The organism is Amycolatopsis sp. H20-H5, from assembly GCF_035828755.1.
GTDB lineage: Bacteria > Actinomycetota > Actinomycetes > Mycobacteriales > Pseudonocardiaceae > Amycolatopsis.
Window position 1 is genome coordinate 69,163 of the sequence record NZ_JAYMZS010000006.1, and the last position, 23,586, is coordinate 92,748.

21 protein-coding genes and 1 tRNA gene are annotated in these 23,586 nt (G+C 67.6%); 13 read left to right on the forward strand and 9 right to left on the reverse strand.

The features are described 5' to 3' along the window. Positions 1-16: 16 nt before the first annotated feature. The 5 genes from QMK34_RS04805 (at position 17) to QMK34_RS04825 (ending at position 4,117) form a co-directional block, all read left to right on the forward strand. Entirely contained in the window at positions 17-487 is a 471-nt protein-coding gene (locus tag QMK34_RS04805; RefSeq protein WP_326411912.1) for an NUDIX hydrolase, read from the forward strand. After that, entirely contained in the window at positions 487-1,425 is a 939-nt protein-coding gene (locus QMK34_RS04810; protein WP_326411915.1) for a bifunctional DNA primase/polymerase, read from the forward strand. Before QMK34_RS04805 ends, QMK34_RS04810 begins: the two co-directional genes overlap by 1 nt. Before the next feature lie 25 nt (positions 1,426-1,450). After that, complete coding sequence (locus tag QMK34_RS04815; protein WP_326411918.1) at positions 1,451-2,425, forward strand: AAA family ATPase; 975 nt, start codon at positions 1,451-1,453, stop codon at positions 2,423-2,425. Between the two features lie 302 nt (positions 2,426-2,727). After that, positions 2,728-2,961, forward strand: a complete 234-nt coding sequence (locus QMK34_RS04820) for a helix-turn-helix domain-containing protein (protein WP_326411922.1) — start codon at positions 2,728-2,730, stop codon at positions 2,959-2,961. Positions 2,962-2,977: 16 nt separating this feature from the next. Further along, positions 2,978-4,117 (forward strand): tyrosine-type recombinase/integrase, encoded by a 1,140-nt coding sequence (locus QMK34_RS04825; RefSeq protein ID WP_326411925.1) that lies wholly within the window; start codon positions 2,978-2,980, stop codon positions 4,115-4,117. A gap of 70 nt (positions 4,118-4,187) precedes the next feature. Here the strand turns inward: QMK34_RS04825 and QMK34_RS04830 are convergent. The 9 genes from QMK34_RS04830 to dnaA all read right to left on the reverse strand — a co-directional run bounded on the left by QMK34_RS04830 (position 4,188) and on the right by dnaA (position 16,498). Further along, a tRNA-Ile gene (locus tag QMK34_RS04830) sits at positions 4,188-4,261 on the reverse strand. A gap of 49 nt (positions 4,262-4,310) precedes the next feature. Next, a complete protein-coding gene (locus QMK34_RS04835) occupies positions 4,311-5,069 on the reverse strand; it encodes a DUF3566 domain-containing protein (protein ID WP_326411927.1) in 759 nt (252 codons plus the stop codon). 35 nt (positions 5,070-5,104) lie between these two features. Further along, the gene (gene gyrA, locus QMK34_RS04840; RefSeq protein ID WP_326411930.1) at positions 5,105-7,621 is read right to left on the reverse strand and encodes a DNA gyrase subunit A; all 2,517 of its coding nucleotides are present in this window, start codon (positions 7,619-7,621) and stop codon (positions 5,105-5,107) included. 98 nt (positions 7,622-7,719) lie between these two features. Continuing rightward, entirely contained in the window at positions 7,720-9,687 is a 1,968-nt protein-coding gene (gene gyrB, locus QMK34_RS04845) for a DNA topoisomerase (ATP-hydrolyzing) subunit B (protein WP_326411933.1), read from the reverse strand. Positions 9,688-9,902: 215 nt separating this feature from the next. Next, positions 9,903-10,451, reverse strand: coding sequence for a DciA family protein (locus QMK34_RS04850; RefSeq protein WP_326411936.1), 549 nt, complete (start codon positions 10,449-10,451; stop codon positions 9,903-9,905). Between the two features lie 225 nt (positions 10,452-10,676). After that, positions 10,677-11,831, reverse strand: coding sequence for a DNA replication/repair protein RecF (gene recF, locus QMK34_RS04855; protein WP_326411939.1), 1,155 nt, complete (start codon positions 11,829-11,831; stop codon positions 10,677-10,679). Positions 11,832-11,853: 22 nt separating this feature from the next. Next, on the reverse strand, positions 11,854-12,744 hold the full coding sequence (gnd, locus tag QMK34_RS04860; RefSeq protein ID WP_326411942.1) for a phosphogluconate dehydrogenase (NAD(+)-dependent, decarboxylating): 891 nt from the start codon (positions 12,742-12,744) through the stop codon (positions 11,854-11,856). A gap of 46 nt (positions 12,745-12,790) precedes the next feature. After that, positions 12,791-13,924 carry a DNA polymerase III subunit beta gene (gene dnaN, locus QMK34_RS04865; RefSeq protein ID WP_326411945.1) on the reverse strand — a complete coding sequence of 378 codons (1,134 nt, stop codon included), beginning with the start codon at positions 13,922-13,924 and terminating at the stop codon, positions 12,791-12,793. 930 nt (positions 13,925-14,854) lie between these two features. Further along, entirely contained in the window at positions 14,855-16,498 is a 1,644-nt protein-coding gene (dnaA, locus tag QMK34_RS04870) for a chromosomal replication initiator protein DnaA (RefSeq protein WP_326411948.1), read from the reverse strand. A 614-nt stretch (positions 16,499-17,112) separates the two neighbouring features. Here dnaA and rpmH point away from each other — a divergent pair. The 8 genes from rpmH to QMK34_RS04910 all read left to right on the forward strand — a co-directional run bounded on the left by rpmH (position 17,113) and on the right by QMK34_RS04910 (position 23,518). Further along, positions 17,113-17,256: a 50S ribosomal protein L34 gene (gene rpmH, locus QMK34_RS04875; RefSeq protein WP_326411951.1), complete on the forward strand. Its 144-nt coding sequence runs from the start codon at positions 17,113-17,115 to the stop codon at positions 17,254-17,256. A gap of 23 nt (positions 17,257-17,279) precedes the next feature. After that, positions 17,280-17,714 carry a ribonuclease P protein component gene (rnpA, locus tag QMK34_RS04880; protein WP_326411954.1) on the forward strand — a complete coding sequence of 145 codons (435 nt, stop codon included), beginning with the start codon at positions 17,280-17,282 and terminating at the stop codon, positions 17,712-17,714. Positions 17,715-17,719: 5 nt separating this feature from the next. Then, positions 17,720-18,025 carry a membrane protein insertion efficiency factor YidD gene (gene yidD / locus QMK34_RS04885; RefSeq protein ID WP_326411956.1) on the forward strand — a complete coding sequence of 102 codons (306 nt, stop codon included), beginning with the start codon at positions 17,720-17,722 and terminating at the stop codon, positions 18,023-18,025. 4 nt (positions 18,026-18,029) lie between these two features. Beyond that, the gene (gene yidC, locus QMK34_RS04890) at positions 18,030-19,163 is read left to right on the forward strand and encodes a membrane protein insertase YidC (protein WP_326411958.1); all 1,134 of its coding nucleotides are present in this window, start codon (positions 18,030-18,032) and stop codon (positions 19,161-19,163) included. Positions 19,164-19,193: 30 nt separating this feature from the next. Next, a complete protein-coding gene (locus tag QMK34_RS04895; RefSeq protein WP_326411961.1) occupies positions 19,194-19,760 on the forward strand; it encodes a Jag family protein in 567 nt (188 codons plus the stop codon). A gap of 1,031 nt (positions 19,761-20,791) precedes the next feature. Next, positions 20,792-21,472 (forward strand): 16S rRNA (guanine(527)-N(7))-methyltransferase RsmG, encoded by a 681-nt coding sequence (gene rsmG / locus QMK34_RS04900; RefSeq protein WP_326412120.1) that lies wholly within the window; start codon positions 20,792-20,794, stop codon positions 21,470-21,472. A gap of 103 nt (positions 21,473-21,575) precedes the next feature. Further along, on the forward strand, positions 21,576-22,505 hold the full coding sequence (locus QMK34_RS04905) for a ParA family protein (protein WP_326411963.1): 930 nt from the start codon (positions 21,576-21,578) through the stop codon (positions 22,503-22,505). Further along, on the forward strand, positions 22,502-23,518 hold the full coding sequence (locus QMK34_RS04910; protein WP_326411966.1) for a ParB/RepB/Spo0J family partition protein: 1,017 nt from the start codon (positions 22,502-22,504) through the stop codon (positions 23,516-23,518). Before QMK34_RS04905 ends, QMK34_RS04910 begins: the two co-directional genes overlap by 4 nt. Positions 23,519-23,586 lie beyond the last annotated feature (68 nt).

Below are 23,586 nucleotides of genomic sequence, written 5' to 3' on the forward strand. Positions count from 1 at the left end.
CGAGAGGAACCGTTTGATGACTACCGACCACCCCACCCCAGAGTCGGCCCGCCTCACCGCCGACGTCATCGCGTTCACCCGCAAAGCCGACGCCTGGTACGTGCTGATGATTCAGCGCCGATGGAACCCGTTCGAGGGCCGGTGGGCCCTCCCCGGCGGGCACGTCGACACCGGAGAGACGTTCCTTCAGGCCGCCGAGCGGGAACTGACCGAGGAAACCGGACTGCGAGTGACCGACCTGCGACAGCTCGACATCTACGACCGCCCCGACCGCGACCCGCGCGGCCGGTACGTCACCGTCGCGTTCTTCACCGTGCTGCCCGCCATGGTCAAGCCGACCGCCGGAGACGACGCCCGCGTCGCCGCGTGGGTCCCGCTGACCTGGTTGCACCGCAAGCCCGACGAGATCGCGTTCGACCACGCCGCGATCCTCGCCGACGCCGTCACCGAGCTTGAGGACCTCACCGGCGGAGAGGTGCGCAGCTGATGGACACCCGCACCCGCCTCGACGCCGCGCTCAACGCCGCCGCCCGCGGCTGGTACGTCTTCCCGCTCCGACCGGGCAGCAAGAAGCCCGCCGGACACAACGAGGACGACTGTCCCGGCACCGGCCGGTGCGCGACCGGGCACGTCAAGTGGGAGGCCCGCGCCACCCTCGCGACAGACAAGATCCAGGCAGCGTGGGCGCACGCGCCGTACAACATCGGGTTGGCCACCGGCCCGGCCGGACTGTGCGTGCTCGACCTCGACCGGCTCAAACCCGGCGAGACCGTGCCGGAACGGTGGGCTGCGGTCGGCGCACACAGCGGCGAAGACGTTCTTGCCGTGCTCGCCGACGAGGCCGGGGAGTCGCTGCCCGGCGACACCCTGACCGTACGGACCCCCTCCGGGGGACTGCACCTGTACTACGCCGTCCCGGCGGGTGTGGTGCTACGCAAGACCGAAGGTGAGCGCGGCAACGGTCTCGGCTGGAAAATCGACACGCGCGCATGGGGCGCGTACGTCGTGGCACCGGGCAGCACAACCGCAGATGGCCGGTACGAGTACCTGCACGACGGGCCGATCGCCGTGCTTCCCGGCTGGCTCACTCGACGCCTTACCCCGGCCGAACCACCCGCCGCTCCGGTGCTGCCAATTCGGCCGGCATACGGGCGCCGGTCGCGGTATCTCGACGCCGCGGTCATCGCCGAAGCCGGGAAGGTCGCCGACGCCCACACCAACCGCAACGCCGTCCTCTACGCCGCCGCGCTCGCCCTGGGACAGCTCGTTGCCGGGGGCGCGCTCAGCGAAGACGAGGTACGGGCCGCGCTGATGACCGCCGCCGGGCGGCACATCGGCACACGCCAGTTCACCGCCCGCGAAGCCGCCACCACGATCACCTCCGGCCTGGCGGCCGGGGCGAACCGGCCCCGCCGGATCGCCTGAGCACCCGACGCTAGGAGCCTCACCCATGACCGCCACTGCCCGGCCGCTGGCCGCCGTACCGACCGCACCCGCCCGCCGAACCCGGTGGACCGACGCGGAACTGATGACCGAGCATTTCCCGGAACCGAGGTGGGCCGTGCCCGGCCTGCTGTGCGAGGGAATCAACGTGCTGGCCGGTGCGCCGAAGCTGGGCAAGTCATGGATGAGCCTCGGTATCGGCGCGGCGATCGCCAACGGCGACCCGGCCCTCAACGCGATCGAGGTCGAGCGCGGTCCGGTGCTGTACTGCGCACTGGAGGACACCGGCCGCCGGTTGCAGCGCCGTCGTCGGCAGATGCTCGCCGCCGGTGGCCGGGCAGCGCCGCTGCTCACCCTGGAAACGTCCTGCCCGACGATGACCGCGGGCGGTGACGCCGTGCTGATCGAGTGGTTGGAGGAGAATTCCGGCGCGCGGCTGGTCATCATCGACACCTTCGAGAAGATGCGCGGCAGCGACACCACCGGCGGGTCCGCCTATACCTCGGACTACGCCGCCGCCGCGCGGTTCAAGACCCTCGCCGACCACTACGGCGTGCCGTTCCTGCTCATCCACCACGTCCGCAAACAAGGCGCGGACGACTTCCAGTCCACCGTGTCCGGCACCAACGGCCTGACCGGCGCGATGGACGCGATCCTCGTTCTCGAGCGCGGGCGCGGACAGGCTGACGGGGTCCTGCACGTCACCGGGCGCGATGTCGAGGAAGCCGACTACGCCATGAGTTTCGACGCCACCTCCGGTGCCTGGACCAAGCTCGACGGGCCTGCGAGCCAACACCTCGTGAGCGACGGCCGCGCGGACATCCTTCGCCTGCTCGGCGAACACGGGCCGCTCAAGCCCGCCCGGATCGCCGAAGCGCTCGACCTGGTCCCGAACACCGCGCGCGTGACCTGCAAGCGCATGGCCGAAAAGGGACAGCTGCACGTCACCAAAGACGGCACCTACAGCGTCGTCCCCGAGTGACAGCAGGGACACCCCTGCCTGTCACCGCTGTCACCCCTGTCACTCCAACCCTGCGACCAGGCAAAACGGGAGTGACAACGGAGTGACACCCCGAATCCCCTGTCACCCCCGGCCCGGGTGACAGCAGGGACACCCCTCCCGCTGTCACCGCTGTCACCTTGTCACCCCAAGCCGTTGAACTGCACAAACACGAGTGACAGCCGGGTGACATCCCTCGCCGGGTGTCACCCGCCGACCGAAAGGAACCGCCACATGTTCGTCACCGCCCCCGGCCCGCAGCACGACACCAAGGGACACCCGCGATGGACGCAACGCTCATGCCGCTCGCAGTGCCAGAACGGCACCTCTACCGCATCCCGGAAGCTATGCGGCTGCTCTCGATGAGCCGCTCGGTCATCTACGAGCTACTGCGCGCGGGCCGTCTGCGATCCGTGACGCAAGGCCGGGCGCGGCTCATTCCCGCCCAAGCAATCCAGCAGTACGTCGATCTACTCATCACCGAATCGGAAGGGGTCTGCTATGACCGCACGGCGTAGCCGCGGAGACGGCGGGTTGTTCTGGGACGAGTCCCGGCAGCGATGGACGGCCGAGGCCACAGTGGGCTATTCGGCGGCCGGGAAACGGATCGTGCGCAGAGGTCGCGGCAAGACCAAGACCGAGGCTCAAAAGAAGCTGCGTGAGATCATCCGTGACCTGGAAGACGGCACCCCGGCCGAGGCTAAGAACTTCACGGTTGAGCACGCTATTAGGGACTGGCTCAAGTACGGGCTTCCCGGTCGCTCACAGCGCACGATCGACAAGCTGACCACCTTGGCTGAGAAGCACGTCATTCCCTCACTCGGAGCACGGAAGCTTCCGGCGCTCACCGCAGATGAGGGTGACAAATGGTTGGCAGAGAAGGCCGAGATCCTCGCAACGCGAACTCTCCGAGAAGTCCGATCGATCCCTATCCGCGCCATCGCGCGAGCCCAGGCGCGGGAGAAGGTCAAGCGGAACGTGATGGTGCTGTGCGAGCTTCCTCAAGGGCAAGAGGGACGGCCGTCGAAAGCGTTGACCTTCGAGCAGGCAGAGGCTGTCTTGGCGGCATCCGAGCGAACCCAGCTTTGGGCGTACGTCGTGCTGTCCCTGCTGCTGGGTGCCAGGACCGAGGAACTCAGGCCGCTTGCCTGGTCGCACGTCGATCTGGTGGGCAGTCCTGACGCGGACCCGCCGATTCCGCCTCACATCATGGTGTGGCGGTCCGTACGAGAGGGCGGGGACACCAAGACCCGGAAGTCTCGGCGGTCCCTGGCGCTCCCTCAGCGCTGTGTGGAGGCACTCAGGGTGCAGAAGGTCAAGCAAGAGTTCGCACGGCGCGTAGCGGGCAACAGGTGGCAGGAGAACGGGTTGGTGTTCGCGTCGAACTTGGGGACCGAGCTGGACGCGCGCAACGTCCGGCGCGCGTTCCGCAAGATCTGCCAAGCCGCTGGGCTCGAACCGGCCGAGTGGACGCCTCGCGAGCTGCGTCACAGCTTCGCATCACTGCTGTCGGACAATGGGATGCCGATCGAGCAGATCTCGCGCCTGATGGGCCACAACGGAACCGCGGTGACCGAGCTGGTCTACCGCCACCAAATCCGGCCGGTGGTCGAGCACGGCGCGGAAGCGATGGACCGGATTTTCAAGAGCACTGAGGGGGATTCTGCGGCTTAGTCACTCACTTAGTCACCCGGGCAGCAAAAAGGCCGGTTCGCGAGCATCGCGAACCGGCCTTTGACCTGCGTGGGCCCACCAGGACTTGAACCTGGGACCCCTTCGTTATCAGCGAAGTGCTCTAACCGCCTGAGCTATGGGCCCTTTGACGTCCAGAAGATTACCGGACGCCTCCCGGTGGTCTGCAACCGGGTTACTCACGCTCCGAGAGCGTGACTTCCAGGCCGCCCGCGAGGTCGGCCGAGACGTTGTAGATGAACGCGCTGACTGTGGACAGCGCGGATACCAGGACGATGTTGATGGCGCCGAGGATGGCCGCGATGCCGAAGACCCGGCCCGCGCTGATCAGCGGATCGGCGCTGGCGTTGCCGCCTTCGCCGCCGACGAGCGACGAGTAGGTGCCGTTCAGTTTGTCCCAGACGCCCATGCCGTCGAGGACGGTGTAGAGGACGCCGACGGCGACGAGCCAGACGAAGAACATCGCGACGCTGAGGACCAGTGAAAGTTTGAGCACTGACCACGGGTCGAAGCGTTTGATCTGCAGGCTGGCCCGGCGTGGGCCGCGGCCGGGGCGGCGCAGGGCTGTCGGGGTGGGGCGCCCCCGGGTGGCTGACGCCGGTGCGGCGCCGGCCTGGGGGGTGCCGGTCTCGGGTTCGCCTGAGTCGCCGAACAGGCGGCGCGCGGCGGTGCCGCTCACCGCGGGGTAGTCGCCCGTGCCCGGGTGGTACTCCCTGTCGCTCACGCGCCGTCCGTCCTGCTCGTGGTCCGCCGGGGCCACCTCATCCGTGGCGACCGACGAGGCCGCCAGTTGGTCGACGGGGGTGCCGCGGCCGGCGTCCGTCTCGCCGGCCGCACCGCCGTCCTTGCCGTCCCGCTGCCAGGGCGGGCTCGCCGAACCGGCCGTCGCGCCGCCTTTCGGGCTTTGCGCTTCGGGCTTCTCGGATGGTGTCACGAAGAGTCAGTCCTTACCCTTGCGTGGCGTCGCGACTACTCCGACGCCGTGGTGTCTTCACCCTCATCAATACCTTCTGCACTGGCGACGTCTGAGGGCTCGTCCGCGTTGCGTGCGACCGCGAGAAGAGTTGTTCCTTCGTCGAGATTCATCAGCCGCACCCCCTTGGTCTGCCGTCCCGCCTTGCGCACGTCGCCGGCCGGGGTACGAATAACCCCACCCGTCGAGGTGATGGCGTAGAGCTCGTCGTCGGCGTCGACGATGAGCGCTCCCACCAGCCTGCCACGTTTCCGGTCGTGCTGAATGGTGAGCACGCCCTTGCCGCCGCGGCCCTGCACCGGGTAGTCCTCGATCGGGGTGCGCTTGCCGTACCCGCCGTCGGTGGCGACCAGGAGGAACTTGTCCGGTTTGACCACGCTGATGCCGAGCAGCTCGTCACCCTCGTTGAACCGCATACCGAGCACGCCGGAGGTGGCGCGGCCCATCGGCCGCAGTGCCTCGTCGGTGGCGTGGAAGCGGATGGACTGGCCATCGGACGACACGAGCAGCAGGTCGTCCTCGGCGGCCGCGAGGACCGCGCCGACGAGTTCGTCCCCTTCGCGCAGGTTGACGGCGATGAGGCCGCCCGCGCGGTTGGAGTCGAAGTCGGTCAGCTTGGTCTTCTTGACCAGGCCACGCTGGGTCGCGAGCACCAGATACGGCGCGACCTCGTAGTTCGGGATCTCGATGACCTGGGCGATCTTCTCGTCCGGCTGGAACGCGAGCAGGTTCGCCACGTGCTGGCCGCGAGCGTTGCGGTTCGCCTCCGGCAGGTCGTACGCCTTCGCGCGGTAGACCCGGCCCTTGTTCGTGAAGAACAGCATCCAGTCGTGCGTGGAGCAGACGAAGAAGTGCTCGACGATGTCGTCCTGCTTCAGCGTCGCGCCCTGCACGCCCTTGCCGCCGCGTTTCTGCGAACGGTAGAGATCGGTTTTCGTCCGCTTGGCGTACCCCGTGCGGGTGATGGTGACGACGACGTCCTCGACCGCGATGAGTTCCTCGTCGGTGACGTCACCGTTAAACGCGATGATCTTCGTGCGGCGGTCGTCGCCGTACTTGTCGACGATCTCCTTGAGCTCGTCGCGGATGATCGTGCGCTGGCGCTCCGGCTTCTCGAGGATGTCCTTGAGATCCGCGATCTCGAGCTCGATCTCGGCCAGGGTGTCGAGGATCCGCTGCCGCTCCAGCGCGGCGAGGCGCCGCAGCTGCATGTCGAGGATCGCGGTGGCCTGGATCTCGTCGACCGTCAGCAGCTCCATCAGCGCGGGACGCGCGTCTTCGGCCGAGGGCGAACGCCGGATCAGCGCGATGACCTCGTCGAGCATGTCCAGCGCCTTGGCCAGACCGCGCAAGATGTGCGCGCGCTCCTCCGCCTTGCGCAGCCGGAAGCGGGTGCGCCGGACGATGACGTCCATCTGGTGCTTGACGTAGTGGCGGACGATCTGGTCGAGCCGCAGCGTGCGGGGCACGCCGTCGACCAGTGCCAGCATGTTGACGCCGAAGTTCTGCTGCAGCGAAGTGTGCTTGTAGAGGTTGTTCAGCACGACCTTGGCGACGGCGTCGCGCTTGATCGTGATGACGATCCGCTGCCCGCTGCGGCTGTTGGACTCGTCGGCGATGTCGGAGATGCCGGTGAGCTTGCCGTCGCGGACGAGGTTGGCGATGTTCTCGACCAGGTTGTCCGGGTTGACCTGGTACGGCAGCTCGGTGACGACCAGGATCGTGCGGCCCTTGGCGTCCTCTTCGACCTCGATGACCGCGCGCATGCGCACGGAACCGCGGCCGGTGCGGTACGCGTCCTCGATGCCGGAGTTGCCGAGGATGAGGCCGCGGGTCGGGAAGTCCGGGCCCTTGACCCGCACCAGCAGCGCGGCGAGCAGCTCGTCGTCGGTGGCCTCGGGGTTCTCCAGCGCCCAGGTGACGCCCTCGGACACCTCGCGCAGGTTGTGCGGCGGGATGTTGGTCGCCATCCCGACCGCGATCCCGGACCCGCCGTTGACCAGCAGGTTCGGGAAGCGCGACGGGAGTACGTTGGGCTCCTGCGTGCGGCCGTCGTAGTTGTCGGAGAAGTCGACGGTCTCTTCTTCGATGTCGGCCAGCATGTGCATGGCCAGGTGTCCGAGGCGTGCCTCGGTGTACCGCATGGCGGCCGCCGGGTCGTTGCCCGACGAGCCGAAGTTGCCCTGGCCGTCGATCAGCGGGTACCGCATCGCCCACGGCTGAGCGAGCCGGACCAGCGCGTCGTAGATCGACGAGTCACCGTGCGGGTGGTAGCTGCCCATCACGTCGCCGACGACGCGCGAGCACTTGTTGTGCGAGCGGTCCGGGCGGAACCCGGAGTCGTACATCGCGTACAGCACCCGGCGGTGCACCGGCTTGAGGCCGTCTCGCACGTCCGGCAGTGCGCGGGACACGATCACGCTCATCGCGTAGTCGATGTACGAGCGCTGCATCTCCTGCTGGATGTCGACCGGTTCGACGCGGTCGTGTTCCGGCGGCAAGGTTTCCGTCATGTCGTCCTTCTCGTGTGGACAGGGCTGTGGCGACGAAGCTCAGGGGACGATCACACGTCCAGGCTGTTACACATCAAGGCTGTTACACGTCAAGGCTGTTACACATCAAGGAAGCGCACGTCCTTGGCGTTTCGCGTGATGAAGGAGCGGCGGGCTTCGACGTCTTCGCCCATCAGGACGGAGAACAGGTCGTCGGCCTGTGCGGCGTCGTCCAGGGTGACCTGGCCGAGCAGCCGGTGCGCCGGGTCCATGGTGGTCTCCCACAGCTCCTCGGCGTTCATCTCGCCGAGACCCTTGTAGCGCTGGATCGCGTCGTCCTTGGGGAGCCGCTTGCCCGCCTCGACACCCGCGCGGATGACGGCGTCGCGCTCGTTGTCGGAGTAGACGTACTCCGGCTCGGTCCGCGGCCACTTGATCTTGTACAGCGGTGGGCGGGCCAGGAAGACGTGCCCGTGCTCGACCAGCGGCCGCATGAAGCGGAACAGGAAGGTGAGCAGCAGGGTGCAGATGTGCTGGCCGTCGACGTCGGCGTCGGCCATCAAAACGACCTTGTGATAGCGCAGCTTCGACAGGTCGAACTCGTCGTGGATGCCGGTGCCGAGCGCGGTGATCAGCGACTGGACCTCGGTGTTCTTGAGGACGCGGTCGATGCGGGCCTTCTCGACGTTGATGATCTTGCCGCGGATCGGCAGGATCGCCTGGTACATCGAGTCCCGGCCCTCCTTGGCCGAGCCGCCAGCCGAGTCACCCTCGACGATGTAGAGCTCGCACTCCTCCGGCTTGGTGGAGCGGCAGTCCTTCAGCTTGCCGGGCAGGCCGCCGATGTCGAGCGCGCCCTTGCGGCGGACCAGGTCACGCGCCTTGCGGGCGGCCATCCGGGCCTGCGCCGAGGAGAGTGACTTGTTGATGATGACCTTGGCCTCGGCCGGGTTGCGCTCGAACCAGTCGGCGAGCCACTCGTTCGACGCCTGCTGCACGAAGGTCTTCGCTTCGCTGTTGCCCAGCTTGGTCTTCGTCTGGCCCTCGAACTGCGGCTCGGCGAGCTTGATCGAGACGATCGCGGCGAGACCCTCGCGGACGTCGTCACCGGTGAGGTTGGCGTCCTTCTCCTTGATCAGCTTCTTCTCGCGCGCGTACGCGTTGACGACACGGGTCAGCGCGGCGCGGAAGCCCTCTTCGTGCGTGCCGCCCTCGTGCGTGTTGATCGTGTTGGCGAACGTGTAGACCGACGGGGTGAACCCGTTGTTCCACTGCATGGCCACCTCGACCTCGAGGCCGGTGCCCTTGGCCTCGAAGTAGATGACGTTGGAGTGGATCGGGTCCTTGCTGCCGTTGATGTGCTTGACGAAGTCCTCGAGCCCGCCCGGATAGCAGTAGACCTTTTCCTTGATCCTGGCCTGCTTGCCCTCGGCGTCGAGCTCGGTCTCCTCGTCGGCGACGCGCTCGTCGCGCAGCGAAAGCGTGAGGCCCTTGTTCAGGAAGGCCATCTCCTGGAGCCGGCGCGAGATGGTCTCGAAGCTGTACGTCGTGGTCTCGAAGATGGTGTCGTCGGCCCAGAACGTGATGGTGGTGCCCGTTTCGGTGGCCTCGCCGAGGTCCTCGAGCGCGCCGGGCACGGAGTTCGTGTACTCCTGCCGCCAGCTGCGGCCGCCGATCTTGATCTCCGCGAGCAGGGTGGTCGACAGCGCGTTCACCACGGAGATGCCGACGCCGTGCAGGCCGCCGGAGACGGCGTAGGAGTCGCTGTCGAACTTGCCGCCCGCGTGCAGCATGGTCATGACGACCTCGACGGTCGGCTTCTGCTCCTTGGGATGCAGCTCGACCGGGATGCCACGGCCGTCGTCGACGACGCGCACCCCGCCGTCGGCGAGGAGGGTAACCTCGACCTTGGTGGCGTGCCCGGCCATCGCTTCGTCGACCGAGTTGTCCACGACCTCCTGGACGAGGTGGTGGAGACCACGTTCGCCGGTGGAACCGATGTACATACCGGGACGCTTGCGGACCGCTTCGAGGCCTTCGAGCACGGTGATGGACGACGCGTTGTACTCGCTCTTGTTCTCGGTCACCGGCGTGTTTTCTCCTCGTCTCGCCCGAGCGGGCACTCGCTCACCAATAGTCTACTTGCCCGCGCCCGCAGACATGCGGCTAGGACACCCCTGATTTCGTCACAGGCGGACGAAATCGATCCTGGGCGACTTCTGTCGTGACGAAGGGCTGCGAAGCAGCTTCTCGGCGCGCTCACCCTGTAGCCGCCTTCGCGCGCTAGCCGAACCGGCCGAAGTCAGCCGTACGTGTCACGCGGGCCGCGCCCGGCGACCCGTCGCGGGCCCTTCTTCCAGCTGGGCGCCGTCGGCCCCTGTATCCGCATCCGCTTGACCACGCCGTGCCCGACACCGGCCGCGATCTTCTTCAGCAACTGGCCCTGGAGCAGGCGCAACTGGGTCGCCCACGCGGTGGAACTGGCCCGGACGGTGAGCTCGCCGTCCTTCAGCGCGACGGGCTGGGCGTGCTCGGCGACCTCCTCGCCGACCAGCTGGGTCCACTGACCGAAGACCCGGCCGTTCGCCAGGCTGGTGTTCCAGCCCCGGTCGACCGACAGCCTCGACACGATCCGGCCGAGGGGCTGCGGGTCGCGCGCGTCGGCGCCGGGACCGGACCAGCGACGACGTCGCGGGCTCTGGCCACCGGTGCCGCCGGTCACCTTGCCGCGGCGCATCCCGGGCTGGGCGCCGCGCGCTTTCGCCTTGGCCCTGGCCGCTTCGAGCGCGACCTTCGCCAGGTCACGGCCGGAAAGGCCGTCGGTGTTCTCCGGAAGCGGACTGTCTTTCACGTTCGGCCCAGTGGCAGCGTCACGCTCGGTACGGGAAGTGACTCGCTCAGCCGGGTGACCACCCTCCCGAGGATGTCAAGCCGCTGATCAGGCCGATTGGTCACGCGGGGCGATAACCCATTCCCGGTGTTATCCACACTGTCCACAGGTTTGTCCCCAGATCGGTGGGTAACCGGTGTGGCGCCGGTCACCCCGCGTGGCCGGTTCGGGCGGGAGCCGCGCGACTCAGCCACGCTTGACCTCACCATCTGCCACGACAAACCGGTGTCCGGCCAGTTCGGCCGGTACGTCCTCGTCCACGGCGGCGGTCACCAGCACCTGTTCGGCGCTGGCCGCCACCTCCGCGAGCCGGGCCCGGCGACGCCGGTCCAGCTCGGCGAACACATCATCCAGCAGGAGCACCGGTTCCCCGGCTTCGCCACGCAGAAGCTCGTAGCTTCCCAGACGCAGCGCGAGCGCGAACGACCAGGACTCGCCGTGGCTCGCGTACCCCTTCGCGGGGGCATCGCCGAGAACGAGGTCGAGCTCGTCACGGTGCGGCCCGACCAGGCTGATCCCGCGTTCGAGCTCGGCCTTCCGCACCCCGCCCAGCGCCTCGACCAGCGCGTCCTTGAGCACCGCCGCCTCCGCGCGCTGCTCACCGGGCACGCCGTAGCCCGCGGGCAGCGCGTCGCCGAGGCTCGACCGGTACGTCATCTCCGCCGGGCGCGAGTCCGGGGCCACCCCCAGATAGGCGGCGGCCACGTACGGCGCCAGGTCCGCGACGAGGTTCAGCCGCGCGGCCAGCAGTTCCGCGCCCGCGACGGCGAGATGGTCGTCCCACACTTCGAGAGTCGACAGCGCGTACGGGTCTTCGCGGCCCGTACGTCGCTTTCCTGCCGTCTTGAGCAGGGCGTTTCGCTGCTTCAGCACCTTCTCGTAGTCGGCACGGACCCCGGCGTAACGCGGCGCGCGCAGCACGAGGAGCTCGTCGAGGAACCGGCGGCGCTCGCCGGGGTCGCCACGGACCAGCGCCAGGTCCTCCGGGGAGAACAGCACTGTCCGCAGTATGCCCAGCACGTCACGCGGCTTGCCGACGTTGCCGCGGTTGATCCGGGCCCGGTTGGCGCGGCCGGCCGTGATCTCCAGCTCGACCGTCAGCTCGCGGTCTTCGTTGACCACCGCGACCCGGACGAGCGCGCGTTCGCACCCGTGCCGGATCAGCGGCGCGTCGGTCGCGACCCGGTGTGAACCCAGCGTCGCGACGTAACCGATCGCTTCGAGCAGGTTGGTCTTGCCCCGGCCGTTCTGCCCGACCAGCACGGTCGGGCCCGGTTCCAGGGCAAGGTCGGCCTGCGGCCAGGACCGGAAGTCGGTGACCTGGAGATGTCGCAGATACACGGTGTCTCGGCGAGCGCGGCTGCTAGCTGCCGGCCTTCTTCACCGCGTGGCCGCCGAACTGGTTGCGCAGCGCCGCGACGGCACGCATCGCCGACGAATGCTCCTGGCGGGAGGCGAACCTGGCGAACAGCGCGGCCGAGATGACCGGCGCGGGCACGGCGTTGTTGATCGCCTCTTCGAGCGTCCACCGGCCCTCGCCCGAGTCCTCGACGTAACCCTCGAGGTCGTCGAGCTCCGGGTCCTCGTCGAGCGCGCGCACCAGGAGGTCGAGCAGCCAGGACCGGACGACGGTGCCGCGCTGCCAGCCCTTGATCACGGCGGGCACGTTCTCGACGACCTTCGCGGCTTCCATCAGCTCGAAACCCTCGGCGAACGCCTGCATCATGCCGTATTCGATGCCGTTGTGGATCATCTTCGCGTAGTGGCCCGAACCGACCGAGCCCGCGTGTGAGAAGCCTTCCTCGCGCGGGCCTTCCGGGCGCAGCGCGTCGAAGATCGGCATCGCGCGCTCGACGTCGGCGGGCGTGCCGCCTGCCATCAGGCCGTAGCCGTTCTCCTTGCCCCACACGCCACCGGACACGCCACAGTCGACGTAGCCGATCTTCTTCGTGGCGAGCAGCTCGGCGTTCAGCTTGTCGTCGGTGTACTTCGAGTTTCCACCGTCGATGACCAGGTCGCCCTCGGCGAGCAGTTCACCGAGCTCGATGATCGTCTGCCGCGTCGGGTCGCCGGCGGGCACCATCACCCAGACGACGCGCGGGGCGTCCAGTTTGGACACCAGGTCGGCGAGCGACGCGGAGTCGGTCACCTCGGGATTGCGGTCGTAGCCGACCACCTCGTGCCCGGCGGTCCGCAGCCGTTCACGCATGTTGAAACCCATCTTGCCGAGGCCGATCAGTCCCAGCTGAGCCATGGAAACCCCTTAAGTCACAACGAATACGGGAGGTCGATGCGGCGGATCAGCCCGGCAGGCGGACCGGCATCAACAGGTACAGGTAGCCCGGCACGACGTTGCCCTGCTCGTCCGCGGGCTTGATCAGCGCGGGGCGGTTCGGGGTGGTGAACGTCAGTTCCGCGCGGTCGGCGTGCAACGCGCCGAGGCCGTCGACGAGGTAACCCGGGTTGAACGCGATGGTCACCGGCTCGCCCTCGTAGTCGACCTGGATCTCTTCCTCGGCACTGCCTTCGTCGTCCCCGCCCGCGGACAGCCGCAGCGAGTTGTCGGCGAACTCGAGCCGGACCTGGGTGCCGCGTTCGGCGACCAGCGACACGCGCTTGATCGCGTCGGCGAGCGCGGACACCTGGATGACCGCGCGGGAGGTGTGCTGCGCCGGGAGCAGCTGCCGGTACGGCGGGAACTCCGCGTCGAGCAGCCTTGTCGTGGTGTAGCGCCCAGAGCCGGAAAGGCCGAGGAGCCCTTCACCGCTGGCGAGCGCGAGCCGGACAGTCGCCCCGCTGGCGCCGAGAGTCTTCGCGGCTTCGGCGAGCGTGCGCGCGGGCACGAGGACCGCGGCGTCGGCAAGGCCCTCTGTCGGCTCCCAGGTGAACTCGCGCATCGCGAGCCGGAACCGGTCGGTGGCGACGAGGGTCAGCGACGAGCCGGAGATCTCCAGCCGCATGCCGGTCAGCATCGGCAGCGTGTCGTCCTTGCCCGCCGCGACCACGACCTGCGTGACGGCCTGGCCGAACGCGTCGCCGGTGAGCTCGCCGGCGAAGGCGGGCTGGGACGGCAGCTGCGGGTAGTCCTCGACGGGCATGGTCGGCAGGCTGAACCGCGCGCTGCCGCAGGTGATGGTGGCGCGGGAGCCGTCGACCGAGATCTCGACCGGCTGCGCGGGAAGTGCCTTGGTGATGTCGGCCAGCAGACGGCCAGAGACGAGCAGGCGCCCGCCGTCCGCGATCGTCGCCGGGACGCCCACGGTCGCGGAGACCTCATAGTCGAAACCGGACACCGTCAACGCGTCGCTCGTCCCGTCGGATCCCGCATCGAGCAGGACACCGCCCAGCACCGGGACCGGTGGCCGCGACGGCAGGCTTCTCGCCACCCACGCGACAGCGTCGGCGAGCCCGTCACGCTCGACGCGGATCTTCATGCGCGCATCCTTTCGGCAACCGAGCCCGTTACGGCTCGAAAGACCAGCAAGGACACCGAGTCGCCAGGTGGAGCGCGACGGCCGGTGAACTCGCCGGTGTGGTCCGGCCTGACGCCGGGTTCGGCGGGAGGCCTGGTGCAGTCACCCACGTTAGGCCGTGACCGGGTGCGCCGTCACCTTGGCCTCCCGTTCGAGATGTCGACAAGCCGACACGTTTGCCCGGCTATCCCCAGATTTCGCCGCCGCCTGTTTTTGTTTTGTTTTTCTTCTAGAGAGATTTAAGAAAAGCAGTAGTAATAGGGGCTGTGGGTTGTGTGGACAAGCCCTGTTTTCCCAGCTCCTGCCCGGTGCGGGGGTGTGGAGTTTCCCTGGGATGGATCGGTGGATGGTTCGGGCTCGCTGTGGACAGCTTCGGCCGCACCCCGAGTCATCCACATTCGAGGCGGGTTGTCCCCATGGTTATCCCCAGCCGAACGCCGGTTTGTACCCAGCCTCGGTGCGTCCCGGGAGCGGTCCGTGTCGCCCTGAAGAGTGAGGGACGGGCGCTGTGCAAGGAATGTTGACAGCCTGTGGAATCCCTGTGGGCAACACTGTGGACATCGTTGTGGATGCCCTGTGGGTGGATTGTGGAGCAAAACCTGTTCTGGCTGTTCCCGGATCCGCCGACCCTGTGGGGCAACTACCCACAGCATGGGGAAACTTCCTTGTGTACAAACAAATTTGACGAGTTTTTGCGACGTTCGCGATGACACACGCGGCGAAGCGGCGAAGCCCCCTTACGCGTGCGAAGGAGCGTCGCTGCTACGCATCCCCTTGCGGCACAACGGATTCGACACCGTGTATGGCCTCCTACGGGCACAGAGGCGCCGAAACGCAGTGAGCCCCCGGCCGCGTCGGCCGGGGGCTCACTGGAGGAGGGAGGCTGTTTTACTACTGCCGCGCCCGCTGCTTGATCCGCGAGGTCAGTTCCTGCACCTGGTCGTAGATCCGGCGGCGCTCGGCCATTTCCTTCCGGATCTTCTTGTCCGCGTGCATGACGGTCGTGTGGTCGCGGCCGCCGAACGTCTGCCCGATCTTCGGCAGCGACATGTCGGTCAGCTCCCGGCAGAGGTACATCGCGATCTGCCGGGAAGTGGCGAGCGCCTTCGTCTTGCCGGGCCCGCAGAGGTCGTCGAGCGTCACGTCGAAGAACTCGGAGATGACGCCCATGATCGTGGGCGCGGTGATCTCCGGCGCGTGCGAGTCGGGGATGAGGTCGCGCAGCACGACCTCGGCGAGCCCGACGTCGACCGCCTGCTGGTTCAGCGAGGCGAACGCGGTGACGCGGATCAGCGCGCCTTCGAGCTCCCGGATGTTCGCCTCGACCCGCGACGCGATGAACTCCAGCACGTCGCCGGGCACGGCCAGCCTGTCCTGCGCGGCCTTCTTGCGCAAAATCGCGATCCGGGTCTCGAGCTCGGGCGGCTGGATGTCGGTGATCAGGCCCCACTCGAACCGCGTGCGCAGCCGGTCTTCCAGCGTCTCCAGCCGCTTGGGCGGCCGGTCGGAGGAGACCACGATCTGCTTGTTCGCGTTGTGCAGCGTGTTGAAGGTGTGGAAGAACTCCTCCTGAGTACCTTCCTTGCCCTCCAGGAACTGGATGTCGTCCACGAGCAGGATGTCGATGTCGCGGTACCGGCGCTGGAAGGCGACCTTGCGGTCGTCTCGCAGGGAGTTGATGAAGTCGTTGGTGAACTCTTCGGTCGAGACGTAGCGCACGCGCATGCCGGGGAACAGCCGCTGGGCGTAGTGCCCGACCGCGTGCAGCAGGTGCGTCTTGCCGAGGCCGGACTCGCCCCAGATGAACAGCGGGTTGTACGCACGGGCGGGCGCCTCGGCGACCGCGACCGCGGCGGCGTGGGCGAACCGGTTGGACGCGCCGATGACGAAGGTGTCGAAGGTGTACTTCTCGTTCAGTTTCGTCTTGGACGTCTGCGGCTGCGCGGGCGCGGTGTAGGGCTGACCGGCGATCGGCCGCCCGGAGAACTTCGGCCAGATCTCGTTGGCGGCGGCGAGGGCCTCGCCCTCTTCGTCCACCTCTTCTTCGCTGTCGTCGTTGTCGATCGCACTGTTGTCGACATAGTGATTGTTGACGGGGGCCTTCGCCTGCTTCGGCGGCCTCGGCTTCGGCGGCTCGGGACGGGGCCTGCGCACCGGCTGCACCATGTCGTCTTCGTCGACGGGCATGGGCGGGGTCTCCGAAGCGGGACCGCCGTGGTCCTCCGCGTTGTCGGAGGACGTCACGTAGCGGGGCATGGGCGAAGGGACGGCTTCGGTGCTGTCGACCTTCACCGCGAGGGAGACGACGCGACCGAGACGACGCGAGAGCGCTTCGGTGATCGCGCCGCGCAGTGCTCGCTCGATGGCTTCCTTCGCGAAGTCGCTGGGCGCGGCAAGCAGCGCTGTCCCGTCAAGGAGGCCGATGGGCCGGGTGACGCGCATCCAGGCACGTTGCTGCGGGGACAGGGTGCCGTCGGACAGTTCGCGGACCACCTGCTCCCAGATGACGCCAAGGTTGTGCTGGTGCTCGGACACCTGCCTGACTCCCCTCCCCTCGCAAGCGTGTGCGGCTGCTTCACCTCGGCACGCTCGGCCAAATCACTCGATCGAGCTGCTTCCAGGAGGTTCGCCCGCTCACCCGCACAGCAAATATCCACATAGTTGTCCACAGCTGTGCACTAATGTACGGCGACCCGCGGCCACGCCACCTGCGGGTTCGACGTAGGTCTGCGTAGGTCTGTGGGTGCCTCCACACCCCGCGGCGTCCGCCGCCGCGCACCTCGACCGGTGACTTGCAGAACAGGCACGCTAACAAGCCCTGTCCGCTGCCACAAGACGTCCTGGGCAGCAAGCATTTCACGGTGTACGGCGTGTTGCCATTCGGTGCCGCGGCGTGCTCTGCGGGTAGCCTGACCGGTGGTCGCGGACGGTGATCAAGGGGGCCCCTGCCGAAGCCCCGGCGAAGGTGCGTACCCTCGTAAGGTCTCCCGTATGCAGCGGGTGCGTTTCGCGTGCCCACGTTGTCGTCGCTCGACGTGACGAGGCCACACGTTGGTAGGAGACACCAGAGACCGCCGTGCTGCTGCACGACACGCCAGAGGACGGCCCGAAAACCGTTCGAAAAGGCCGAGACACAGGAGAAGTTAGCCGTGAGCAAGGGTAAGCGCACTTTCCAGCCGAACAACCGCCGACGCGCGCGGACCCACGGGTTCCGGCTGCGCATGCGGACCCGTGCCGGCCGTGGCATCTTGGCGGCCCGCCGTCGTAAGGGCCGCGAGACACTGTCGGCCTGATCCGGCCGTCGTCGAGGCGCGCCGTGTTACCGGCTGCCGCTCGTTTGCGGCGTAGTGAGGATTTCCGTGTCGTGATGCGGCGCGGGACCAGGGCCGGTAAGCGCCGCCTCGTCGTCCATGCGTTGACCACGGACCCGCCCGGGGCTGCTCTGACAGCCCGGGCGGGTTTTGTGGTGAGCAAGGCCGTCGGCAACTCGGTGGTCCGCCACCGCGTCAGCCGTCAGTTGCGTCATCTCGTTTCGGCGAGACTCGGAACACTGCCGCCCGGTAGCTCGTTGGTCGTACGGGCACTACCTCCGGCCGCCACCGCGACCAGCGCGGAACTCGGCTCGGATCTCGACGCTTCGCTGCGCCGCCTCGGCCTGCTGCCGACGGCTCACCGGGCCGAGGGCGATGGTGCCCTCCGGCAGCCAGCACGTCCCGGCGACGTGTCCCTCGACCACGGATCAGCGGTGTGAACGGCATGCGAGCCACCACGGAGGACCCCGAGGGCGACGCCCGTCCCGGGCCCGTCGCGTGGGTGTTGCTGCTGCCGATCAAGTTCTATCGCAAGGCGATCTCCCCCTTCTTCCCGCCGGCGTGCCGGTTCTACCCGAGCTGCAGCGCCTACGCGGTCGAAGCCCTGACCCGGCACGGCGCCGCTCGAGGTCTGTACCTCGCGACCCGCCGGCTGCTGCGGTGCGGCCCCTGGACCATGCCCGGCCGTGACCCGGTGCCCGAGACCTTCTCGTGGCGCGCCCAGCGACCTGGTACATCAACCGAGGAGTAGTTCAGTGCTCGACTTCATCTACTACCCCGTGTCCTTCATCTTGTGGTGTTGGCACAAGGTCTTCGGGTTGGTCTTCGGCGAGGCCAGTGCCCTCTCCTGGATCCTCGGCATCATCTTCCTGACGTTCACCGTCCGCGGCATCATGTTCAAGCCGATGGTGAACCAGATGCGGTCCATGCGGAAGATGCAGGACTTCGCACCTGAGATGAAGAAGGTGCAGAAGAAGTACGCCAACGACAAGCAGCGCCAGGCCGCGGAGATGCAGAAGCTCCAGAAGGAGCACGGCGTCAACCCGCTCGGCAGCTGCCTGCCGATGCTGCTGCAGATCCCGGTCTTCATCGGCCTGAACTGGGTCCTCCGCGCGTTCACGCACAAGCCGGCCGGCGGCGGGCCCAAGACCGAGAATTACTTTTTCGGGCAGCACGACGTCGATTCGTACGTCAACGCGAAGCTGTTCGGCGTCAACCTCGGCGAAGCGATCCACAACAGCGTCGGCCTCGTCGGCGGCACCGGTGAAGGCGGCTGGCACTGGAACGTCGCCCCGGTCGCCATCCCGCTGATGATCGTCGCGGGTATCGCGACCCACCTGACCGCGCGTCACTCGGTCGCCCGCCAGAACGCGGCGTCGGCCACCCCCCAGACCGCGATGATGAACAAGCTGACCTTGTACGTCTTCCCGCTCGGTGTCCTCGTCTTCGGTGCGCTGTTCCCGCTCGGCCTCCTCTTCTACTGGTTGGCCAACAACGGCTGGACCCTGATGCAGCAGCGCTTCGTCTACACGAAGATCGACAAGGAAGAAGAGGCCAAGAAGGCGGAGGCCATCGAGAAGCGCAACGCGCTCGGCCCGAAGCCCGGTCAGAAGCCGGCTGCCGGACAGAAGCCCGCGGTGGGTCAGAAGCCGGTCCAGCAGAAGCGGAACCAGAACGGCCAGCAGAAGAAGGTCGCCAAGGCGGGTTCGCCGCACGGCTTCGCCCAATCGACGGGCATCCCCAAGACTAACGGCAAGACAGCCGACACAGCCGAAGCGACGGCACAGACCACCTCGAACGAGACGCAGGCGAGCTCGTCCGAGAACGGCACGGGAACTCCCGGCCTCATCACTGACTCGACGAAGAAGTCGGGCCGGAAGCGTCGCTGACGCGGATCCGGTTCGGAGAGGAGACGAATGATGTCGGAGACGGTCGACACGATCGACGCCGATCAGGACGAAACCGCCGCGGAGCCCGAAGCCGCGGAAGAGACCACCGACCGCCGGTCCGGGGGCGTCGGTGACGACGTCCTCGTGCAGGAGGGCGACATCGCGGGTGACTACCTGGAGCGCCTGCTGGACCTGCTCGACTACGACGGCGACATCGATCTGGATGTCGAAGCGGGCCGCGCCATCGTCAGCATCGACGGCGGCGAGGACCTGGAGAAGCTCGTGGGCACCCGCGGCACCGTCCTCGAGGCGCTGCAGGAGCTGACCCGGCTCGCCGTGCAGCAGGAGACCGGCTCCCGCAGCCGCCTCATGCTGGACATCGCGGGTTGGCGATCCGACCGTCGCGAGGAGCTTCGCGAGCTCGGCAAGTCGACCGCGGAGACGGTCGTGTCGACGGGCGAGCGAGTGCGGCTGCAGCCGATGAGCCCGTTCGAGCGCAAGGTCGTGCACGACGCGGTCGCAGCGGTCGACGGCGTGAAGAGCGAGAGCGAGGGCGAGGACCCCAAGCGTCGCGTGGTGGTTTTCCCGGAGTCTTGAGGTTTGGGTTTGCGAGCGGCCCGTCGGTAACCCGGCGGGCCGCTTTTTTTGTGTTTCACGTGAAACTTGGGTGGGGCGCGGGTTTTTGGTCGGGCCCAAAGGCACGGTTAGAAGCCTGTGTTTTTTGGCCAGCGCGCTCACAAACTCGCGCCGCCAGGTCGCCCCGACCCCCAGCGCACGCGCGGGTTTTGCTTGTAGGGGGGCGACCTACCGTCGCGAGTTGGGAGGGCCTGGCGGCCCTGAAAGAGGGCGCGCGGCGTGAAGTCTCCACTCGCAAAGCTCGCGGAGACCCTGTGGTCCCGGCAAACAGCGGTGGCCGGGTTTTGGTGGTGCGTGTCGGGGGCGAGTCTGGATGAACCGGTGACAAGCGCGACCAAGTCTGGGCGGTTCCACCCACCGTAAAGTCTGGAGTCCGAGGCCAGGCGCGCTCAAGTCTTGGAGGTCACGTGACAAACGCGACCAAGTCTGGGCGGTTCCGCCCACTGTGAAGTCTTGGGGTCCAAGGCCGGGCGCGCCCGAGTCTTGGAGGCCACGTGACGGGCATGGCTGAGTCTGTGCGGCTCCAGGCGCAGTGAAGTCTTGGGGCCCAAGGCCGGGCGCGCCCAAGTCTTGGAGGCCACGACGACGCTTGGCCACGCCAGTCACCCGAGCGCGAGACTTGCACCGCACTCTTACGACAAGAGCCAGCCACCGCTGTGGTCCGGGACCACAGGGTCTCCCCGAGCTCTGCGAGGGGAGACTTCACCGCCGCGCGCCCTCTTTCAGGGCCGCCAGGCCCTCCCAACTCGCGACGGTAGGTCGCCCCCCTTCAAGACAAAGCCGCACTTACGCTGGAGGCCGGGGCGGCCTGGCGGCGCGAGTTTGTGAGCGCGCTGGCCAAAAAACACAGGCTCCTAACCGTGCCTTTGGACTCAACCACCAACCCGCGCCGCGCACGGCTCGCCGTGCGCGCGAGTCCACAAACACACTCGCCATGGGACAATCGGCAGAGCTCCGTTTCACGTGAAACAGGGTCGGATGAGGAGTGGGTAGTGAGCTTGGACGGCGTCGGCACCTCGGTGCGAACCGCAGCGGCGGAGGTGTTCGGGGACCGGTTGGAGCTGGCCGCGCGGTTCGTCGAGCTGTTGGAAGTGCATGGAGTCGAGCGCGGCTTGATTGGCCCACGCGAGGTCGATCGGCTCTGGGAGCGACACGTGCTCAACTCGGCGGTGATCGGCGAGCGGATTCCGCAGGGAGCCCGGGTGATCGATGTAGGGTCCGGTGCGGGCCTGCCAGGTGTACCGCTGGCGATCAGCCGACCGGACCTCGATATCGTTCTGGTCGAACCGATGGCTCGCCGGATCGACTGGCTGGCCGAAGTCGCCGAGAAGCTGGAACTCCCCATCACCGTCGTCCGTGGGCGCGCGGAGGAGCGGCAAGTGCGTGAGCAACTGGGTGAAGCAGATGTGGTCACCGCTCGCGCTGTCGCCCCGCTCGCCAAGCTTGCGGGCTGGTGCCTCCCGCTGGTGTGTGCCGAAGGCGTGCTGGTCGCTCTCAAGGGAGCGAGCGCGAGCGAGGAGATCGAACGTGACCGTGTCGCCGTCCGCCGGGCAGGTGGCGGCGAGCCGGAGATTTTCGAGTGCGGCAAGGCTGTACTCGAAGTGCCCAGCACGGTCGTGGTGATCCACCGTCTGCCTCCGAAGCAGCCCAAGTCGCGAGGCAAGCGGAGTTAAGCGCACTAGTCAGAGCCGCCGAGTTTCACGTGAAACAACGTCCACGGGAACGACGCGGTGCGAAGGCCAACGAGTCGTCTACATAGAGGAGGTGTCTGGACCGGTGAATCCGCCGCAGTCAGACTCCGCTAGCACCGGCCACGAGTTGGGCTGGACGCCGATCGCCGAAGAAGCCGTCCGAGCCGCCCGTGTACTGCACCCCGAAGCCAACAAACTCCCCCGCCCGACGCATCGCCGGGTGATGACCGTCGCCAACCAGAAGGGCGGCGTCGGCAAGACCACCAGCACAGTCAACCTCGCCGCGGCCCTCGCCGTGCACGGACTCAAGACCCTGGTGATCGACCTCGACCCCCAGGGCAACGCCAGCACCGCGCTCAACATCGAGCACCGGTCCGGCACTCCCTCCATCTATGAGGTGCTGATCGGCGAGGTCACGCTCGCCGAAGCGGCGGCCGTCAGCGAGCAGTCGCCGAACCTCTTCTGCGTGCCCGCCACCATCGACCTCGCCGGTGCGGAGATCGAGCTGGTCTCGATGGCGTCCCGGGAGTCGCGGCTCAAGGAGGCGCTCTCCACCGAGGTGCTGGACGAGATCGGCGTCGACTACGTCCTCATCGACTGCCCGCCCTCCCTGGGCCTCCTGACGGTCAACGCGATGGTGGCGGCCCAGGAGGTCCTCATCCCGATCCAGTGCGAGTACTACGCACTGGAGGGGCTGGGACAGCTCCTGAGCAACATCGAGCTCGTCCAGGCGCACCTGAACCGCGAGCTGGAGGTCTCCACCATCCTGCTCACGATGTACGACGGCCGCACCAAACTGGCCGACCAGGTGACGCAGGAGGTCCGCAACCACTTCAAGGACACGGTCCTGAAGACCGTCATCCCGCGCAGCGTGAAGGTCTCCGAGGCACCTGGATACGGGCAGACGGTGCTCGCTTACGATCCTGGTTCCCGGGGCGCGATGAGCTACATCGACGCCGCGAGGGAGATCGCCGAGCGCGGCGCGGTGGACCAGGAGAGGAACGGGACGGCATGACCGAACGCAGAGGAGGGCTGGGGCGCGGGCTCGCGGCGCTGATCCCCACCGGACCGGCGACGCCCGTCCCCGCTCCCCCGTCCTCCTCCGCCGAGGCTTCGGCCGCGGCGGCCGCGGGTTCGCGGGACGACAAGGGCTGGTTCGCCGCCAACGGCGCGGCGACCTCCCACGTCGGCGAGGTCGCCGGAGCGGTCTATCGCGAAGTCCCGATCAGCGCGATCAAGCCGAACCCGAAGCAGCCGCGGCAGGTGTTCGACGAGGAGGCGCTCTCCGAGCTGGAGCACTCGATCCGCGAGTTCGGGCTCATGCAGCCCATCGTGGTTCGTGAGCTGCCGGGCGAGGAGTACGAGCTCGTCATGGGTGAGCGGCGCCTCCGGGCGTCGCAGCAGGCCGAGCTGGAGAAGATTCCGGCGATCGTCCGGCAGACCGCCGACGAGGCGATGCTGCGCGACGCGCTCCTGGAGAACATCCACCGCGTTCAGCTGAACCCGCTCGAAGAGGCGGCCGCGTACCAGCAGCTGCTCGACGAGTTCGCGGTCACGCACGAGGAGCTGGCGAGCCGGATCGGCCGTAGCCGTCCGGCCATCACCAACACGATCCGGCTGCTGAAACTCCCGCTCCCCGTTCAGCGAAGGGTCGCCGCGGGCGTGCTTTCGGCCGGGCACGCGCGAGCGCTGCTGTCGCTGGAAGACGCGAACAGTCAGGAAGAACTGGCCGCGCGGATCGTCGCGGAGGGCATGTCCGTCCGGGCGACCGAGGAAGCCGTCACGCTCAAACGGAGCGAGAAGCCGGCCAAGCCGAAGGCCGTGCCGCGCAAGCCGATCCAGGCGCCGGGCTTGCAGGACCTCGCCAACCGGCTCTCGGACACCTTCGACACCCGGGTGAAAGTCGACCTCGGCCGCCGCAAGGGGCGGATCGTGTTCGAATTCGGGTCGGTGGACGATCTTGAACGCATCGTTTCACTCATCGATTCGAATACGACAAATCCGGCATCGAAAACCGATGAAGGATGACACCAGGTCGTTTCGTCACGGTGATGATTGCTCACCGATGACGAAACGACACGGGGTGTAGCGGGATT

What these genes read in the sequence shown, in the direction of transcription:
- QMK34_RS04895 (WP_326411961.1), top strand. Translation starts at nt 19,194, where the DNA reads ATGTCGGAGACGGTCGACACGATCGACGCCGATCAGGACGAAACCGCC.
- QMK34_RS04820 (WP_326411922.1), top strand. Translation starts at nt 2,728, where the DNA reads ATGGACGCAACGCTCATGCCGCTCGCAGTGCCAGAACGGCACCTCTAC.
- QMK34_RS04815 (WP_326411918.1), top strand. Translation starts at nt 1,451, where the DNA reads ATGACCGCCACTGCCCGGCCGCTGGCCGCCGTACCGACCGCACCCGCC.
- QMK34_RS04810 (WP_326411915.1), top strand. Translation starts at nt 487, where the DNA reads ATGGACACCCGCACCCGCCTCGACGCCGCGCTCAACGCCGCCGCCCGC.
- gyrA (WP_326411930.1), bottom strand. Translation starts at nt 7,621, where the DNA reads ATGACGGAAACCTTGCCGCCGGAACACGACCGCGTCGAACCGGTCGAC.
- QMK34_RS04910 (WP_326411966.1), top strand. Translation starts at nt 22,502, where the DNA reads ATGACCGAACGCAGAGGAGGGCTGGGGCGCGGGCTCGCGGCGCTGATC.
- dnaN (WP_326411945.1), bottom strand. Translation starts at nt 13,924, where the DNA reads ATGAAGATCCGCGTCGAGCGTGACGGGCTCGCCGACGCTGTCGCGTGG.
- gnd (WP_326411942.1), bottom strand. Translation starts at nt 12,744, where the DNA reads ATGGCTCAGCTGGGACTGATCGGCCTCGGCAAGATGGGTTTCAACATG.
- yidD (WP_326411956.1), top strand. Translation starts at nt 17,720, where the DNA reads ATGCGAGCCACCACGGAGGACCCCGAGGGCGACGCCCGTCCCGGGCCC.
- QMK34_RS04805 (WP_326411912.1), top strand. Translation starts at nt 17, where the DNA reads ATGACTACCGACCACCCCACCCCAGAGTCGGCCCGCCTCACCGCCGAC.